General features: G+C 51.4%; 12 protein-coding genes. 10 read left to right on the forward strand and 2 right to left on the reverse strand.

All coding sequences use genetic code 11. The features are described from left to right. Positions 1 to 2: 2 nt before the first annotated feature. Positions 3 to 998: a GNAT family N-acetyltransferase gene (locus HPS55_RS08675; protein ID WP_172175017.1), complete on the reverse strand. Its 996-nt coding sequence runs from the start codon at positions 996 to 998 to the stop codon at positions 3 to 5. Positions 999 to 1,148: 150 nt separating this feature from the next. Then, positions 1,149 to 1,976, reverse strand: coding sequence for a glycerol acyltransferase (locus HPS55_RS08680; protein ID WP_172175014.1), 828 nt, complete (start codon positions 1,974 to 1,976; stop codon positions 1,149 to 1,151). Between the two features lie 512 nt (positions 1,977 to 2,488). Between HPS55_RS08680 and HPS55_RS08685 the strand changes: the two genes are divergently transcribed. The 10 genes from HPS55_RS08685 (at position 2,489) to HPS55_RS08730 (ending at position 15,556) form a co-directional block, all read left to right on the forward strand. After that, on the forward strand, positions 2,489 to 3,097 hold the full coding sequence (locus tag HPS55_RS08685; protein ID WP_172175011.1) for a hypothetical protein: 609 nt from the start codon (positions 2,489 to 2,491) through the stop codon (positions 3,095 to 3,097). Between the two features lie 403 nt (positions 3,098 to 3,500). Next, positions 3,501 to 3,950, forward strand: a complete 450-nt coding sequence (gene mraZ / locus HPS55_RS08690) for a division/cell wall cluster transcriptional repressor MraZ (RefSeq protein ID WP_172175008.1) — start codon at positions 3,501 to 3,503, stop codon at positions 3,948 to 3,950. A 13-nt stretch (positions 3,951 to 3,963) separates the two neighbouring features. Beyond that, a complete protein-coding gene (gene rsmH, locus HPS55_RS08695) occupies positions 3,964 to 4,911 on the forward strand; it encodes a 16S rRNA (cytosine(1402)-N(4))-methyltransferase RsmH (RefSeq protein WP_172175005.1) in 948 nt (315 codons plus the stop codon). Positions 4,912 to 4,943: 32 nt separating this feature from the next. Then, positions 4,944 to 5,432, forward strand: a complete 489-nt coding sequence (locus HPS55_RS08700) for an FtsL-like putative cell division protein (protein ID WP_253945783.1) — start codon at positions 4,944 to 4,946, stop codon at positions 5,430 to 5,432. A 17-nt stretch (positions 5,433 to 5,449) separates the two neighbouring features. Further along, the gene (locus HPS55_RS08705; RefSeq protein WP_172175002.1) at positions 5,450 to 7,597 is read left to right on the forward strand and encodes a penicillin-binding protein; all 2,148 of its coding nucleotides are present in this window, start codon (positions 5,450 to 5,452) and stop codon (positions 7,595 to 7,597) included. Between the two features lie 81 nt (positions 7,598 to 7,678). Further along, positions 7,679 to 9,136: a UDP-N-acetylmuramoyl-L-alanyl-D-glutamate--2,6-diaminopimelate ligase gene (locus HPS55_RS08710; protein ID WP_172174999.1), complete on the forward strand. Its 1,458-nt coding sequence runs from the start codon at positions 7,679 to 7,681 to the stop codon at positions 9,134 to 9,136. Between the two features lie 17 nt (positions 9,137 to 9,153). After that, positions 9,154 to 10,425, forward strand: a complete 1,272-nt coding sequence (locus tag HPS55_RS08715) for a phospho-N-acetylmuramoyl-pentapeptide-transferase (RefSeq protein ID WP_172174996.1) — start codon at positions 9,154 to 9,156, stop codon at positions 10,423 to 10,425. 16 nt (positions 10,426 to 10,441) lie between these two features. Beyond that, positions 10,442 to 11,779, forward strand: a complete 1,338-nt coding sequence (gene murD, locus HPS55_RS08720) for a UDP-N-acetylmuramoyl-L-alanine--D-glutamate ligase (protein ID WP_172174993.1) — start codon at positions 10,442 to 10,444, stop codon at positions 11,777 to 11,779. Between the two features lie 164 nt (positions 11,780 to 11,943). Continuing rightward, positions 11,944 to 13,293: an FtsW/RodA/SpoVE family cell cycle protein gene (locus HPS55_RS08725; RefSeq protein ID WP_172174990.1), complete on the forward strand. Its 1,350-nt coding sequence runs from the start codon at positions 11,944 to 11,946 to the stop codon at positions 13,291 to 13,293. 97 nt (positions 13,294 to 13,390) lie between these two features. Then, positions 13,391 to 15,556 (forward strand): alpha-galactosidase, encoded by a 2,166-nt coding sequence (locus tag HPS55_RS08730; protein WP_172174987.1) that lies wholly within the window; start codon positions 13,391 to 13,393, stop codon positions 15,554 to 15,556. Positions 15,557 to 16,402 lie beyond the last annotated feature (846 nt).

The raw sequence follows: 16,402 nt of genomic DNA on the forward strand, positions 1-16,402 counted from the left end.
TATTACCTGTTGTCCTTATATATCACGTTGTTGGCACCGCTCGTTATCTTGAGCGCCTCGGGGTGTTCCTTTATATAAGAGTCGATGTGACGGACACGCTTCTGGTCGAGAATCTCGTCGACGGCTATGAGTATGCCCGTCTCCTCCACGTCGCCGAATCCGTAGTTGATAGCCGTACCGAAGAGCTTCATCGTGGGGCTAAGCCCCATATATGCATTCACCAGCGGTGGAATGTTGTATCCCAGATTGCGTATCTCGCGGTTGAGTATGCGGTAATCCTCCTTGAACGAATCTTCACAGAACAATGCATCCAACTCCTTCGGGTCGGCTTCTATAACGAGCGGTTTCACCGGTATCACCAAGTTGTCCTTATCCTCGAAATGCTTCTTGAGGAAATACAATATCATGTCGCGTCCCTTGCGGATATACGACGGATACATGGTCATCTTACCGAAGAAATACTTCACATTGGGCTGTATCACGGTGAGTGCGCCCAGTCCGTCCCAAAGATTGTCCAGTGCGAAAAGGCTCTTGGTGCCGTTCTTGCTTGTGTTCTGATAGCCCAGTGAAACGAAACTGCGCCCCAGCTCAATGGTCTGCGGCATATACTCACGCATGAACTTTTCGGAGAAGTGGAACATGTGACTCGTGGCAAGCAACGGCTGACCGTCGGCTCCCACCTCTACGTCGGTGCCGAGGATATAACGGTAGCCACCTATTATTTCTTCCTCTTCAGGGTTCCACACGATGAGTTGCTTATAACAATTGTCCATCGTGTCAAACTCGTCAAGGTCGAGAGCCTTGCCCGTGCCGCCGCCGGCCTCACGAAATGCCATTTCGCGCAAACGTCCTATCTCACGAAGCACATTCGGCGCATTATGAGCGTCGATAATGTAAATCTCGTTATGACTCTTGTTTGTCATGCGCAACTGACGTTCAGGAGTCAGTTCGCTTTTCAGCAACGCCTTGTCTATCGGCTTTATTATCTCTTGTTCCATAAGTTATTGTCACTCTGCTCTTACCTGAAGTCAGCAAACAGATGAGCGATGATAGCCTCTCCGTGTGTCACCACGGTCTTCCTGTTGCATAAGATGCCTTCGGAAACGCTTGTTATTGTTTATAATGGTTGTTGTATATACATCCCGACATCACAGTTCGTACACCCTATCCTGCACATACTGCGCCCACTCTGCCGGAGTACGGCTGCGATCGAAAGTCTGCCACGGAATAGGCTTGCCTATGGCTACCCGGAATGTCTTGTGCACATTCTTGTACATCTCGTCCACAAGGAAAAGCATGGCGATGTTCACTTTCTTCACATAGCGGTCGGAGATATTGGCCAGACGGTAAAAGAAATCAGAGTTCTGACCGCCGAAATGTATAGGCACCACGTCACGCCTGTACTCTACACTCTTGGTGACGAACGTCTTCTTCCATGCCACATCGCGTATCTCTCCGCCACGTCGGCGTGAACAGATGCCGGCAGGAAACATCAGCATATGGTTGTCGCTGCGGAATCCGCTCTCCACCATCGCCGGAAAACCGCGGCTTTGGCCTCCTGTCTTGTTGATGGGGATGCACACCAGTGCCAGGCCGGGCAGATTCATCAGCAGATCGTTGACCAGATAACGGAAACGTCCGTCATAGTGACGTCCTATTATCGCACCGAGAGCCACTCCGTCGGCACCTCCAAGAGGATGATTACTCACAAAGGTGTAAAGTCTGCCGTCGTCCTTTGCCGGCAGATTCTCCATCCCAACTACATCAAGCGTCATGTCAAGATAGCGCACACACTCTTCAAGCCAATCAGTGCCACTAAGATGGCGGCTTTCCCAAAGATATGCGTTAACCCTGTCTTGATGTATGATATGCTTCAGCCAACTCACGAGAGGACGGGGCACAAACTTGGCCTTGGTTCCCATCTTGCTGAGCAACAATCTGTCGATGTCGATGGTCTTCTCTGTGATTTGTTCCATTTCTCTCCAATTCTAACGATTTGCAAAAGTAACAGAAATCTTTGAGAATGTACACACTTTTATCGGGAATTTAGTCAAAAAACAATAAAATGCAAGAAAAATGCCATTAAAAGCAGGCAACACTTAAACCAACTCATTGATATCTGATTGCAAAAAAACAGGAATAGCATAGATGGCAGAACACCACACAGTCAGAACCGGATTGATACATGATTGCAAAAACAGAAATAGCATAGATGCCAGAACACCATACTGTCAGAACCGAATTGATACATGATTGCAAAAACAGAAATAGCATAGATGGCAGAACACCATACTGTCAGAACCGAATTGATACCTGATTGTATAAAATAAGTTAGTCAACAAAATCAAACTGCATTATCGTCCGGACAGTAGGATGGATGCGCCTTGAAAAGGCAACGAGCGCATAGCCCGGGGCAGAGCGTAGCGGCACCCCGGGATTCATGCATAGCGAGGCCGCGCCCTGCAAGGGCAAAAGCAAATAATCACATATGGTAAAATATAAGTATCTGATAATTAACGCTTTTGCCCTTGCAGGGCGAATGGATGCAATCGTGTTGTTCCCGGGGTGCCGCTACGCTCTGCCCCGGGCTATGCGCTTGCTGCCTTTTCAAGGCGAACCCGTTAAGAATTTCGCAAATTTCAACAGGCTTAACCTGATATGTGACTATGATACTATACATGTTGAAAGAACATCTACTCATATTCCCTCCATTAAAAATACCTTTTTATGCATTTATGCACAAAAGAAATATTATGTTGTTATATACAATACGGCAAGAAAGATTATGTTGATTATACCGTTATATACAATACGGCAAGAAAAATATATGTTGGTTATATACAAAGTAGTCATGTCTGTATGTCTTGATTATTCTGAAAAAAACGCTTTTTATTTTTTCCGAAATAGAAAAGCCGTTAGGCCCTCTCTGCTTTCTTTACAGGCATTTTTTGGGGAGTCAACCCGCCGTAAGGGCCTCCCGACACTCCCGCAAGGGCCGTTTCACCTTGCAATAAGGCCGCCGTCGCAATGCAATAACGGCCTTATTGCAAGGCGAAACGGCCCTCTCTGCTTTCTTGACAAAGCCCCACCGTTGTAACATACTGATAATCAGCGCTCCCCATTTGAAGCAAAAAACGCGATTTTCGGAGCCTTGTCTGAAAATTGCGGAACGGATGCCGCTTAACATACGTTAAAGTAAAAGAAATTCCAATACTCCGATTTACATTGTCAACAACACAGGCATATCGGATGTCCGCACCATGCCGAAATCAACCGGACTGCAATACAATGCCGATGTCGCATTCCACAGACAGCACTAACCGCCACATAAGCCCCACCGTTAACACTTTCACCGTCAGATAATAACATCCTGACAATCAATAATATACAATACAACAACCGTGAGCGTTCCAAATACCTCGCAAAAATAATGGCGATAAGTGGGGGAATGTGGGGAATTTTATGTAACTTTGACGCCAAAATCTTTATAAGAGGTACGTATGCGATTCTTAGGCAACATAGAAGCTAAAACAGATGCCAAAGGCAGAGCTTTTCTGCCCGCCGCGTTCCGCAAGGTGCTGCAATGCGCCGGTGAGGAACGGCTTGTGCTAAGAAAGGACATCCATCAGCCGTGCCTCGTACTGTATCCCGAAAGTGTATGGAACAGCCGTACCGACGATTTGCGTGCCAGACTCAGCCTGTGGAACAAGGAGCACCGTATGGTGTTCAGACAGTTCGTGTCGGAAGTTGAGCCGGTAACACTTGACGGCAACGGCCGTTTTCTAATTCCAAAGCGTTTTCAGACCATGGCATCCATCAGACAGAGCATAAGATTCATCGGCATGGACGACACTATCGAGATATGGAACAACGACACACCCGGGCAACCGTTCATGGAGCCGGCCGATTTCAGCAGAACCATGGAAGAACTGATGGGCGGTGTTTTTTAACTTTTAAGAGTTGATGATGACTGACGAAACGACATATCATGTGCCCGTGCTTCTGCGGCAGAGCGTTGACGGGCTTGCTATAAAACCCGACGGAATATATGTAGACACGACTTTCGGCGGAGGCGGACACAGCAGTGAGATTTTCTCAAGGCTGGCCGACGGTGGCCGGCTCTACGGCTTCGACCAAGATGAGGATGCCGAGAGGAGGCTGACAGGCAATGGAACTCCACTGCCTTCACAAGGGGAAGGAGCCGCACGGTTCACCTTTGTGCGCAGCAATTTCAGATATCTGAAAAACTGGATGCGTTACTACGGTGTGGAACACATCGACGGGCTTCTGGCCGATCTCGGAGTGTCGAGCCACCACCTTGACGACGAGTCGCGCGGGTTCTCGTTCCGGTTCGACGCCCCACTTGACATGCGAATGAACAAACGCGACGGCAAGACGGCGGCCGACATCATCAACGAGTACGACGAGGAGCGGCTGGCCGACATCATCTATCTGTATGGCGAACTGAAGACGGCACGCCGCATAGCGTCGGCTATAGTAAAGACACGGTGTGAAAAGCGCATCGAGACTACCGGCGACCTGATGAAGACGGTGGAGAAACTGTTTCCGAGGGAGAGGGGGAAAAAGGATATGGCAAAACTGTTCCAGGCACTGCGCATAGAGGTGAACCACGAGATGGATGCCCTGCGCGAGATGTTGGCTGCCGCCACCGGACTGCTTGCCCCGGGCGGACGTCTGTCGGTGATAACCTATCACTCGCTGGAAGACCGGATTGTGAAGAACATCATGAAGACCGGCAATGCCGACGGACATGTGTCACAGGACTTTTTCGGACGCACGGACACTCCGTTCCGGCTGATAAACAACAAGGTCATTGTGCCCGACAACGAAGAGCAACTGCGCAACCCGCGCAGCCGCAGCGCCAAACTCAGAATTGCAGAGAAAAAATAAATAATACATAAGGAATACTACATCCAGCCGTCATGCCAAAAGAAGACAAGGTAAAAAGGACCGACAACGTCATCACATCCGGAGAAAGAGCGGACGAGACCGTGGACGGACAAATGCCGCTACAGCCGGAAAGCCCGAAGGAGACAGCACTCCAGATTCTTAAAGAGAACGCCAAGGAGGACGATCCGAAGCCGTCGGCGTCCCTCACGTTCAAGAAAATCATAGGCGGTGACATCCTCAGTGCCGATATCGTGCGCAGTCAGATATGGCTGTTCGTGCTCATCGTGGTATTCACCATAGTCTATGTTGCTTTCAGATATCAGTGCCAACAGGATATGATTGCCATCGACAAACTTGAAAACGAACTGAAAGATGCCAAATACAAGGCTCTGTCAAGTTCGAGCACGCTGACGGAACGCTGCCGCGAAAGCCACGTGCTGGAACTGCTGAAAAACAGGAACGACAGCCTGCTGCGCCCGTCCGATCAGCCTCCGTACATAATCAATGTGCCGGAGAAATAAGAAAACATACGTATATCATGAGCAAGTTTGACAACAAGAAAATAATGCCGCGCTATTTTGCCATCGCCGTCGTGCTCACACTGACGGGGATAGCCATACTCTGCAAGGCCGCATACATAATGTCTGCAAAAAAGGAATATTGGACAGAGGTGGCCGCTCGCCTCAAGAGCGACAGCCTGAGCGTAAAACCCACCCGCGGCAACATTCTGAGTTGCGACGGACGGCTGATGGCAAGCAGTATACCGGAATACCGTATATTTATGGACTTCAAGGCCGGCGGTGAGAAGAAAGACAGCGTGTGGCGTGACAGCATAGACGTGATATGCGAAGGTCTGCACCGTATATTCCCAAGCAAAACGGCAAAGGAGTTCAAGCAACATCTGGAGAAGGGACATGCCAAGATGAGCCGCAACTGGCCGATATGGAAAAAGCGCATAGACTACAACACGTTCACCGAAGTGAAAAAACTCCCGGTATTCAACATGTCGAAATACAAGGGCGGATTCCACTGGGAAGAGTTCAACTCACGCCGCCGCCCGTTCGGCTCGCTGGCACAGCGCACCGTGGGCGACATGTTCGGCGCCAAAGACACGGCACGGTTCGGACTGGAACTGTCATACGACTCGATTCTGCGCGGAAAGAACGGTCTGATACACCGCCGGAAGATACTGAACAAATTCATGAGCATACCCATCATGCCGCCTGACGACGGAGCAGACATCGTGACTACCATTGATGTGGGAATGCAGGATCTGGCAGAACGGGCTTTGGTGGAAGAACTTAAAGAGATTAACGGGAACGTGGGCGTGGTGATACTTATGGAGGTGGAAACCGGCGACATCAAGGCGATAGTGAATATGGTGAAATGCGCCGACGGCGGCTACCGTGAGACAGTAAACAAGGCCATCAGCCACCGCTGCGAGCCGGGGTCGGTGTTCAAGGTGGCGTCGTTCCTCGTGGCACTCGATGACGGCGTGGTCGACACGAGTTTTGTCATACATACCGGCAGCGGCGTAATGCCCATGCACGGTCGTGATATGAAAGACCACAACTGGCGGCGTGGCGGCTATCAGGACATCAACGTAGCCCGCACCCTCGAGGTGAGCAGCAACATCGGCGTAAGTCATGTGATAGACAAATTCTACTTCAACAACCCTGAGAAATATGTGGACGGGCTGCACCGTGTAGGCATCGCCGAAGACCTGCAGTTGCCGCTCGTAGGCTATACGCCGCCCATAATACGCCGCCCGCACAAGAACAGCCGCGGACAATACGACAACTGGAGCAAGACGGCACTGGCATGGATGAGCATAGGTTACGAGACACAGGTAGCACCGATAAACACAGTGACATTCTACAATGCCATAGCCAACAACGGAAGGATGATGCGGCCGCGTTTCGTCAAGAAAGTGATAAAAAACGGTGAAACGCTCAAAGAGTATCCGCCGGAAGTGATAAAGGAGCAGATTGCCAAGCCGCAGACCATCAAGACCATGCAGACCATACTGGAACATGTGGTCAGCCAAGGCCTTGGCAAGAAAGCCGGCTCGCCGATGTTCAAGGTGGCGGGCAAGACCGGCACGGCGCAGGTGTCGAAAGGAAAGGCCGGATACAAAAGCGGTACGGTGGACTACTGGCTGAGTTTCGCCGGATTCTTCCCCGCCGACAAACCGCGCTACAGTTGTATCGTCTGCATAGAAAAGTCGGGCTTGCCGGCATCGGGCGGCGGAATGAGCGGAGTGGTGTTCCACCATATTGCCGAAGGCGTGATGGCCAAACATCTGAAGATGAGTGTTGACGATGCACGTGATACGTCGTCGGTGATGATTCCCGATGTCAAGAATGGTAATATCATGGCTGCCGACTACGTGCTCGGAAGGCTCGATATAAAGACAGACACGCAGTGGGAAGGCAGCTATGCCTACGGCAATCCGATATGGGGCAAAGCTGCAAGACATGCAGGCGAGGTCACACTGACAAAGACCAAGACACCGCGCAACATCGTGCCAGACGTCAAGGGTATGGGTGCACGCGATGCGGTGTACATGCTCGAAAGCCGCGGCCTGACGGTCAAGGTGCAGGGCCGGGGAAAGGTGAAGTCGCAGAGTTACGCTCCGGGACGGACCGCCATCAGCGGGGCCGAATGTGTGTTGGTGATGGAATAACGACACCGGAACATGAAATGACGGCAAAATGAAATCATACAATAAGACAATAAAAGGTACAACAGTATAACAATAAAGATTATGAAACTAAGCGAGTTGCTCAAAACAATAAAGCCCCTGAGCATTGAAGGCAGTGCCGAGGTTGAAATAACGGGAGTAGACATCGACTCCAGACGCATTGCGCCCGGACATCTTTTCGTTGCAATAAAGGGAACTCAGACCGACGGACACGCCTATATTGCCAAAGCCACAGAACTGGGTGCGGCAGCTGTGCTTTGCGAGGAACTGCCTGCCGAGGTAAAGGAGGGAGTCACTTACGTCACGGTAGAATCCACAGAGAGCGCCGTCGGCCCGGTGGCGACACTGTTCAACGGAGATCCGTCGAGAAAACTGAAACTCGTAGGAGTGACGGGGACAAACGGCAAGACCACCATCGCCACATTATTATATAAAATGTTCCGACAGATGGGACACCGCTGCGGACTGCTCTCGACCGTATGCAACTACATAGAAGACGAAGCCATACCGGCCAGCCACACCACCCCCGACCCCATCGAGCTCAACGCGCTTCTGGCACGCATGGCCGATGCAGGCTGCGAATATGTGTTCATGGAATGCTCAAGCCACGCCATCGCACAGAAACGAATAGGCGGCCTGAAGTTTGCCGGAGGCCTGTTTACCAACCTTACACGCGACCATCTGGACTATCACAAGACCTTCGAGAACTACCGTGACGCGAAAAAGGCGTTCTTCGACACTCTCTCCAAAGACGCTTTCGCCATAACCAACGCCGACGACAAGAACGGCATGTTCATGGTCCAGAACACCAAGGCCAGGGTCAAGACATACTCGACACGCAGCATGGCCGACTTCAAGGCCAGGATAATAGAATGCCATTTCGAAGGCATGTATCTCGAGATTGACAACCACGAGGTAGGTGTGCAGTTCATCGGCAAGTTCAACGTAAGCAATCTGCTGGCTGTATACGGCGCCGCCGTCATGCTCGGAAAGCAGCCTGAAGAAATTCTTGTGGTCATGAGCACCCTGAAAAGCGTGAGCGGACGCCTCGAACCGATACGTTCGCAGAATGGAGAGTACACGGCCATCGTAGACTATGCCCATACTCCCGACGCGCTTGAGAACGTTCTATGCGCCATTCACGAGGTGCTCGACGGCAAGGGGCGCGTAATCACCGTATGCGGAGCGGGCGGCAACCGCGACAAGGGCAAGCGCCCGCTGATGGCCCGGGAAGCAGTGAAACAGAGCGACATAGTGATAATAACAAGTGACAACCCGCGCTTTGAAGAGCCGCAAGACATAATCAACGACATGCTGGCAGGTATCAACACCCAACAGATGAAGAAGGTGATGACCAACATCGACCGTCGCGAAGCCATCCGCACAGCCTGCATGATGGCCCGCAAGGGTGACGTGATACTCGTAGCCGGAAAAGGACATGAGGACTATCAGGAGATAAAAGGCGTGAAACATCATTTCGACGACAAAGAGGTGATATCTTCAATCATAAACCTCCAATAACTTAAAAAACAGAAGACATGCTATATTATCTTTTCAGATTCCTGGACCAATTCGGCATCCCCGGTTCACACATCTGGTCGTACATATCGTTCCGCGCCCTGTTGGCATTGATATTGTCATTGGTCATTTCTGCATGGTTCGGCGAGAAATTCATAAAGTTCCTCAAGAAAAAGCAGATAACGGAGACGCAGCGCGACAAGGCCATCGACCCGTTCGGAATAAAGAAAACAGGCGTTCCGTCGATGGGCGGTGTTATAATAATCATCGCCATCCTGCTGCCCATCATCCTGCTTGGGCGCATGCGCAACATCTATCTCATACTGATGATTATCACTACGGTGTGGCTCGGTGTGCTCGGCGGGCTTGACGACTACATAAAGATATTCCGTCACGACAAGGAAGGCTTGAAAGGAAAGTTCAAGATTGTGGGACAGGTGGGGCTCGGGCTCATTGTCGGCATCGTGCTTTACCTCAGTCCCGACGCCAAGATACGCGAAAACGTTGCCATGGAAAAGACCCAGACGCAGGAACTCGTGGTGAAGCACCGCAGCGAAGCCACCAAGTCATTGAAGACCACAATACCATTTGTCAAAGGCCACAATCTCGACTATTCTGACATGATGGCATTCTTCGGCAAGTACAAGACTGCCGCCGGCTGGATACTCTTCGTCGTAATGACCATTTTCGTGGTCACGGCTGTGAGCAACGGTGCCAACCTCAACGACGGCATGGACGGCATGTGTGCCGGCGTATCGGCCATCATCGGCGTCGCCCTTGGCATATTTGCATACGTGTCGAGCCATATCGAGTTTGCATCATACCTCAACATCATGTACATTCCCGGCAGTCAGGAACTTGTAGTGTTCCTGTGCGCTTTTGTGGGCGCCCTTATCGGCTTTCTGTGGTACAACGCGTATCCCGCCCAGATATTCATGGGCGATACCGGTTCGCTCACCATCGGCGGCATCATTGCCGTGGGGGCCATCATCATCCACAAAGAACTGATGCTCCCCATACTTTGCGGCATATTCTTCGTAGAAAGCCTGAGCGTGATGATGCAGGTATGGTACTATAAAATGGGGAAGCGTCGAGGCATAAGGCAACGCATATTCCGTCGCACACCAATCCATGATGCCTTCCGCACTCAGGACAGCCAGCTCGACCCCGATTGCCGCTACCTGATAAAAGGTTCGGGCAATGTAGTGCACGAATCGAAGATAACCATCCGTTTCTGGATTGTGACCATCATACTGGCGGCAATGACCATTATAACATTGAAGATAAGATAAGACGAAGACTACACATATGAAAAGAATAGTAATACTGGGAGCCGGAGAGAGCGGTGCCGGAGCCGCCGTACTGGCCAAGAAAGAAGGTTTCGACGTGTTTGTATCAGACATGTCCGTCATCAGCGACAAATATAAGAAAATGCTCGACGACCACCATATCGCATGGGAGGAAGGCCGCCACAGCGAAGAACTCATACTTAATGCCGATGAAGTGATAAAGAGTCCCGGCATTCCCGACACAGCCCCCATGGTGGCAAAAATAAAGGAAAAAGGAACAAGCATAATCAGCGAGATTGAGTTCGCCGGCCGCTATACCCGCTCGAAGATGGTGTGCATCACGGGCAGCAACGGCAAAACCACCACAACATCGCTCATCCACCACATATTCCGCGAGGCCGGACTCGACGCAGGTCTGGCCGGCAACATAGGCCGCTCACTGGCGCTGCAGGTGGCTGAGGACCCACACGAGTGGTATGTGATAGAACTGAGTTCGTTCCAGCTCGACAACATGTACGACTTCCGTGCCCACATTGCCATACTGCTCAACATCACGCCCGACCATCTTGACCGCTACGACAACTGTATGCAGAACTACACCGATGCGAAAATGCGCATCATACGCAATCAGACACCCGACGATGCCTTCATCTACTGGAGCGGTGATCCCATCATCAGCCGTGAGCTCGATAAATACGACATACAGTCGATGCTCTGCCCGTTCTCCGACCGCAAGGAAGTGATGGAGGCAGGATATGTCTCGGCCGACGGACAGTTCACCGTCGAGCGCCCCGCCATGTTCACCATGCCGCAGGAAGAGCTCAGCCTCACCGGCCGTCACAACCTGTACAACAGTCTGGCCGCAGCATTGGCCGCCGACGTGGCAGGCATATCCCAAGAGGCCATACGCCGCGGTCTGAGCACGTTCCCCGGAGTGGAACACCGGCTGGAAAAGGTGGCCACTGTTGACGGGATACATTATGTCAACGACTCGAAAGCCACCAACGTCGATGCCTGCATGTATGCTCTGGAAAGCATGAAGACACCCGTAATTCTCATCATCGGCGGACGCGACAAGGGCAACGACTACACAACGTTAAAGCCCCTTGTGGCCGAGAAGTGCGCCGGACTGGTGTACCTCGGTGCAGACAATGCCAAACTGCATGCCAACTTCGACGATATGGGCATACCCGTGAGCGACACCCACTCCATGCGCGACTGCATGGAAGCCTGCCGCCGCATGGCCCGTCCGGGCGACACTGTGCTGTTGAGTCCCTGCTGCGCCAGTTTCGACCTGTTCCGCAACATGGAAGACCGGGGCGAACAATTCAAGACACTCGTAACCGCCACAATATGACGAAGCAGCGGACACCACTGACCATGCTATGGCAACAATCCGAATGATTCAATACGATATAAAAGGAACACAACAATTACAACAACCGTTTTAAAAGTAATTCCCTCTGTCGCCTGCATCCTTACACACAATTGAGGCAACATGACGGGAACCAACGTTCTGCAATGAAAATAGGCAACATATTCAAAGGCGACAAAGGCATCTGGATGGTGTTCTTCTTTCTCTGCGTGATAAGCGTGGTCGAGGTGTTCAGTGCTTCAAGCGGACTCACCTACAAAAGCAACAACTTCATCACTCCGATATTCAAGCATTCGGGAATGCTTGTTTTCGGTGTGTTTGTAACAGTGGTCACCACCAACATTCCGTGCCGCTACTTCAAGCTGATGACACCCTTCCTGCTAATCTTCTCGTTCGTCACACTGCTGTGGGTGCTCTTCTCCGGTGAAGCCATCAACGGTGCACAACGGGTCATCGAGATTCCCGGATTCACATTCCAGCCTTCGGAGATAGCCAAGGGCACCATGATACTCGCCGAGGCACAGATACTCAGCGCCATGCAGCTTGACAACGGCACCGACAAGAAAGCCTTCAAGTACATAATGTGGCTGGCCGTGCCTATGGCCTTCCTGATAATGCTCGAGAACCTTTCAACAGCGGCATTATTGTGTCTTGTGGTGCTGCTGATGATGTTCGTAGGCCGAGTTCCGATGATACAGATAGGCAAACTGATGGGGGCTGTGACACTGATGGTGGTACTGGCATTGTCGTTCGTGATGCTGGCCGGTGACGCCGAAAAGGCCGGCAACAACAAGAAGACAAGCAAAACCGAGACTCTGGCAGCCCCGCCGACAGCCGACAGCGGCAAGACAGCAACGACACTCACTGCCGACAGAAAAACCATAGACGCTGCCGGCAAGAACAAAGACGATAAGGAGGGAACCTTGAGCAAGATGTTCCACCGTGCCGACACATGGAAAGCACGCATTCTCGATTTCAACAGCGAAGAGGTTCCGCCACGAGACTATGACCTCGACAAAGGTGCCCAGGTGGCCCATGCCAACATCGCCATCGTATCGAGCAACTTCATCGGCAAGGGGCCGGGCAACTCCGTGGAGCGCGACTTCCTGGCACAGGCGTTCTCCGACTTCATATATGCCATCATCATCGAAGAGCTCGGTATCGTGGGCGCGGCTTTCGTGGTCTTTCTCTACATCATTCTTCTATTCCGCACGGCACGCATTGCCAACCGCTGCGAAAACTATTTCCCGGCTCTGCTTGCCATGGGACTGGCTCTGCTGCTCGTCGTCCAAGCCACGTTCAACATGCTCGTGGCAGTGGGGTTCGTCCCCGTAACAGGTCAGCCCCTACCGCTTATCAGCAAGGGCGGCACCTCCACCATCATCAACTGTGCCTACATCGGTGCCATACTCAGCGTGAGCCGCACGGCAAAACGCAAACAGAACATTGCGGATGAAGACGATGATATGAAAGAAAAGCCCTACAATCCAAAGTAAGAAAATAAGGCAGCAAAATCACTAATTTAAGATTCAAAAGAAAGGGCAGTTTTATAACTATAAATTATCAACCTATCAACTATAAATTATAAAAAACATGAGAAATATTCATTTGTTTGCAATGGCTGTATTCGCAACGATTTCCATACAGGCGAAGGACATTGTGGTGAACACACCAAACACATCGTTACTGCTAAAAGCAGAAGAGGGGCAACCACTACATGTAAGCTACTACGGTGAACGTATAGACAACATCAGCCAGGTATATTCGGCCTACAGCCTTTGGGAACAGGCATATCCCGCTTTCGGAGCCGGTGGCAACAGTATGCCCGCACTCAACGTAAAGCACGCCGACGGCAACATGAGCACCGAGCTGGTATACCATAGCGACAAACAGCAGAACGAGCCCAACGCTACGGTATACACCATCACGATGAAAGACCGTGCCTACGACTTTTGGGTAGACGTGTGCTACCGTGCCTACACCAACAGCGACGTAATAGAAACATGGACAGTGATACGCAACAACGAAAAGAAGCCCGTCAGACTGCTCAAATACGCCAGTGGATTCGTGCCACTACGACAGAGCGATGCGTGGGTGAGCCATCAGCACGGCACATGGGGAGCCGAGGCATACATATACGAAGAACCACTGCAGGCCGGAGTGTTCGAAGTAAACGAGATGAGCGGCACTAAGAACGCCGTATACAACCGTCCCAACATCATGATTTCGCTCGACGGAAAGCCCCGCGAGAACGAGGGCCGCACCATCGGCGCCGTGCTCTGCTGGGCCGGTCCCTACCGCATCACCATCGACACGCACGATCAGAAAGAGCACCAGCTCATAGCAGGCATAAACGAGACCAACGCCGAGTACACCCTCAATCGCGGGGAGAGCTTCACCACACCGGAGCTGGCATTGGCCTACAGTGACGGGGGCATGGGTGGTGTGAGCCGCAGCTACCATCGTTGGGCACGCCTCAACAATAAGGTGTACAACGGCACAGCGCTGCGCAAGATTTTACTGAACAGCTGGGAAGGAGTCTACCTCAACGTGAGCCAAGAAGGTATGGAGAAGATGATGGACGGCGTGCAGACACTCGGCGGAGAACTCTTCGTCATGGACGACGGATGGTTCGGCAACAAGTACAAACGCTCAGTAGACGACTGCGCTTTGGGCGACTGGGTGACAGACACGCAGAAACTCCCCGACGGAGTTCCATCCCTCGAAAAAGCCGCCGCACAGCGCGGACTTAAATGGGGTATATGGATTGAGCCGGAGATGACCAACACCAAAAGCGAACTATACGAGAAACATCCCGATTGGATAGTATGCCACCCCAACCGCAAGCCCATCACCGGACGCGGCGGCACACAGCTCATCCTCGACCTCAGCAACCCCAAGGTGCAGGATTTCGTGTTCGGTGTGGTGGATGACATCATGAAAGAGACTCCCAACACATACTACATCAAGTGGGACGCAAATTTCGACATCGCCAACTTCGGGTCGAGCTACCTCAGCGCAGACAACCAAAGCCATCTGTATGTCGATTATCATCTGGGCCTCAAGAAAACCCTTGAACGCATCCGCGCAAAATATCCAGACCTCGTAATCCAATGTTGCGCCAGCGGCGGCGGACGGGTGAACTACGGTCTGATGCCTTATTTCGACGAATTCTGGGTGAGCGACAACACCGACGCGCAGCAACGCCTCTTCATACAATGGGGCACAAGCATGTTCTTCCCTGCCTGTGCCATGGCACAGCACGTGAGCACATCGCCCAACCATCAGACGGGCCGCGTAGTGCCGCTCAAGTTCCGGTTTGCCGTAGCCATGACAGGACGCCTCGGCATGGAGATGAAGCCCAGCGATCTGACAGACAAGGAGTTGGAATATGCCAAGAACGCCGTGGCCACCTACAAGAAGATACGTCCCGTCATACAGCAGGGCAACCAGTACCGCCTCATCTCGCCTTATGGCAAGACCGGCTTCGCCTCGGAGATGTACATCGACGACAGCAAGTCGGAGGCCGTGTTCTTCGCCTACAAGTTTGAACAGTACGTCAACATAAACCGCCCACGCTTCCACTTCGCCGGTCTTGACCCGCAGGCTACCTACCGTCTTAACGAACTGTGCCGCGATGGCCGTGAAGACCACTGGGAAAACAAGTCATTCACCGGCCGCTTCCTTATGCAGCAGGGCATTGAGCTCAATCTCAACGGAGTGTTCGACTCGAAAGTGATAAAGCTGAAAAAGCTGTAAGGCGGAGCAGGGAAAAACTCTACTCATTAGATTTGTAGGGACATATTTTTCACAGTATTTGCATTTTGACACACTTTCATTATTTACGTGAATATTCCCGTTTATATTTTCCTTTACAAATCACTTCGTCGCCCGTCACAAAATCGCGTTTTTCCGCCAAGAGACCCAAAATCGCGATTTTTGCTTCAAATGGGACACACTGATTATCAGTGCGTTACGCTGACAGGGCTTTATCAAGAAAGCAGAGAGGGCCGTTTCACATTGCAATAAGGCCGTTATTACATTGCGAAACAGGCCTCCTTGCAATGCGAAACGGCCCTCGTGGGAGCGTCGGGAGGCCCTTACGGCGAGTTGACCATGTATAAAACATGCATAAAAGAAGTAGGAATGGCATTCCAACTTTTCTATTTCGCAAAAAACGAAATGCGTTTTTTTCAGAATAATCAAGACATAAATACCTCTATTGGACATACAGACATAATCCTTTTCAGACATGAAGATGTGTTCTTGACATAAAGAACGAGGGCGCCTTGAAAAGGCAGCAAGCACATAGCCCGGGGCAGAGCGTAGCGGCACCCCGGGAACAACACAATTGCACGCATTCGCCCTGTAGGGGCAAAAGCATTAATTATCAGATATTTACGGTTTTATATTGTATATATATTTATGCTTTTGCCCTTGCGCAGGGCGCAGGGATTGTCGATATTTGATTCCCGGGGTGCCGCTACGCTCTGCCTCGGGCTATGTGCTTGCTGCCTTTTCAAGGCGCCCTCGTCCTTTATTTCACGAATTTCGACATGTTGAATCAAGCTTGTCTATGCGCGATACTTTCTGAAAGAACATGTA

The sequence above is a fragment of the Xylanibacter rodentium genome, assembly GCF_013166575.1.
In the GTDB taxonomy this organism is placed as follows: Bacteria; Bacteroidota; Bacteroidia; order Bacteroidales; family Bacteroidaceae; genus Prevotella; species Prevotella rodentium.

What these genes read in the sequence shown, in the direction of transcription:
- HPS55_RS08675 (WP_172175017.1), bottom strand. Translation starts at nt 998, where the DNA reads ATGGAACAAGAGATAATAAAGCCGATAGACAAGGCGTTGCTGAAAAGC.
- HPS55_RS08680 (WP_172175014.1), bottom strand. Translation starts at nt 1,976, where the DNA reads ATGGAACAAATCACAGAGAAGACCATCGACATCGACAGATTGTTGCTC.
- HPS55_RS08685 (WP_172175011.1), top strand. Translation starts at nt 2,489, where the DNA reads ATGGTAAAATATAAGTATCTGATAATTAACGCTTTTGCCCTTGCAGGG.
- mraZ (WP_172175008.1), top strand. Translation starts at nt 3,501, where the DNA reads ATGCGATTCTTAGGCAACATAGAAGCTAAAACAGATGCCAAAGGCAGA.
- rsmH (WP_172175005.1), top strand. Translation starts at nt 3,964, where the DNA reads ATGATGACTGACGAAACGACATATCATGTGCCCGTGCTTCTGCGGCAG.
- HPS55_RS08700 (WP_253945783.1), top strand. Translation starts at nt 4,944, where the DNA reads ATGCCAAAAGAAGACAAGGTAAAAAGGACCGACAACGTCATCACATCC.
- HPS55_RS08705 (WP_172175002.1), top strand. Translation starts at nt 5,450, where the DNA reads ATGAGCAAGTTTGACAACAAGAAAATAATGCCGCGCTATTTTGCCATC.
- HPS55_RS08710 (WP_172174999.1), top strand. Translation starts at nt 7,679, where the DNA reads ATGAAACTAAGCGAGTTGCTCAAAACAATAAAGCCCCTGAGCATTGAA.
- HPS55_RS08715 (WP_172174996.1), top strand. Translation starts at nt 9,154, where the DNA reads ATGCTATATTATCTTTTCAGATTCCTGGACCAATTCGGCATCCCCGGT.
- murD (WP_172174993.1), top strand. Translation starts at nt 10,442, where the DNA reads ATGAAAAGAATAGTAATACTGGGAGCCGGAGAGAGCGGTGCCGGAGCC.
- HPS55_RS08725 (WP_172174990.1), top strand. Translation starts at nt 11,944, where the DNA reads ATGAAAATAGGCAACATATTCAAAGGCGACAAAGGCATCTGGATGGTG.
- HPS55_RS08730 (WP_172174987.1), top strand. Translation starts at nt 13,391, where the DNA reads ATGAGAAATATTCATTTGTTTGCAATGGCTGTATTCGCAACGATTTCC.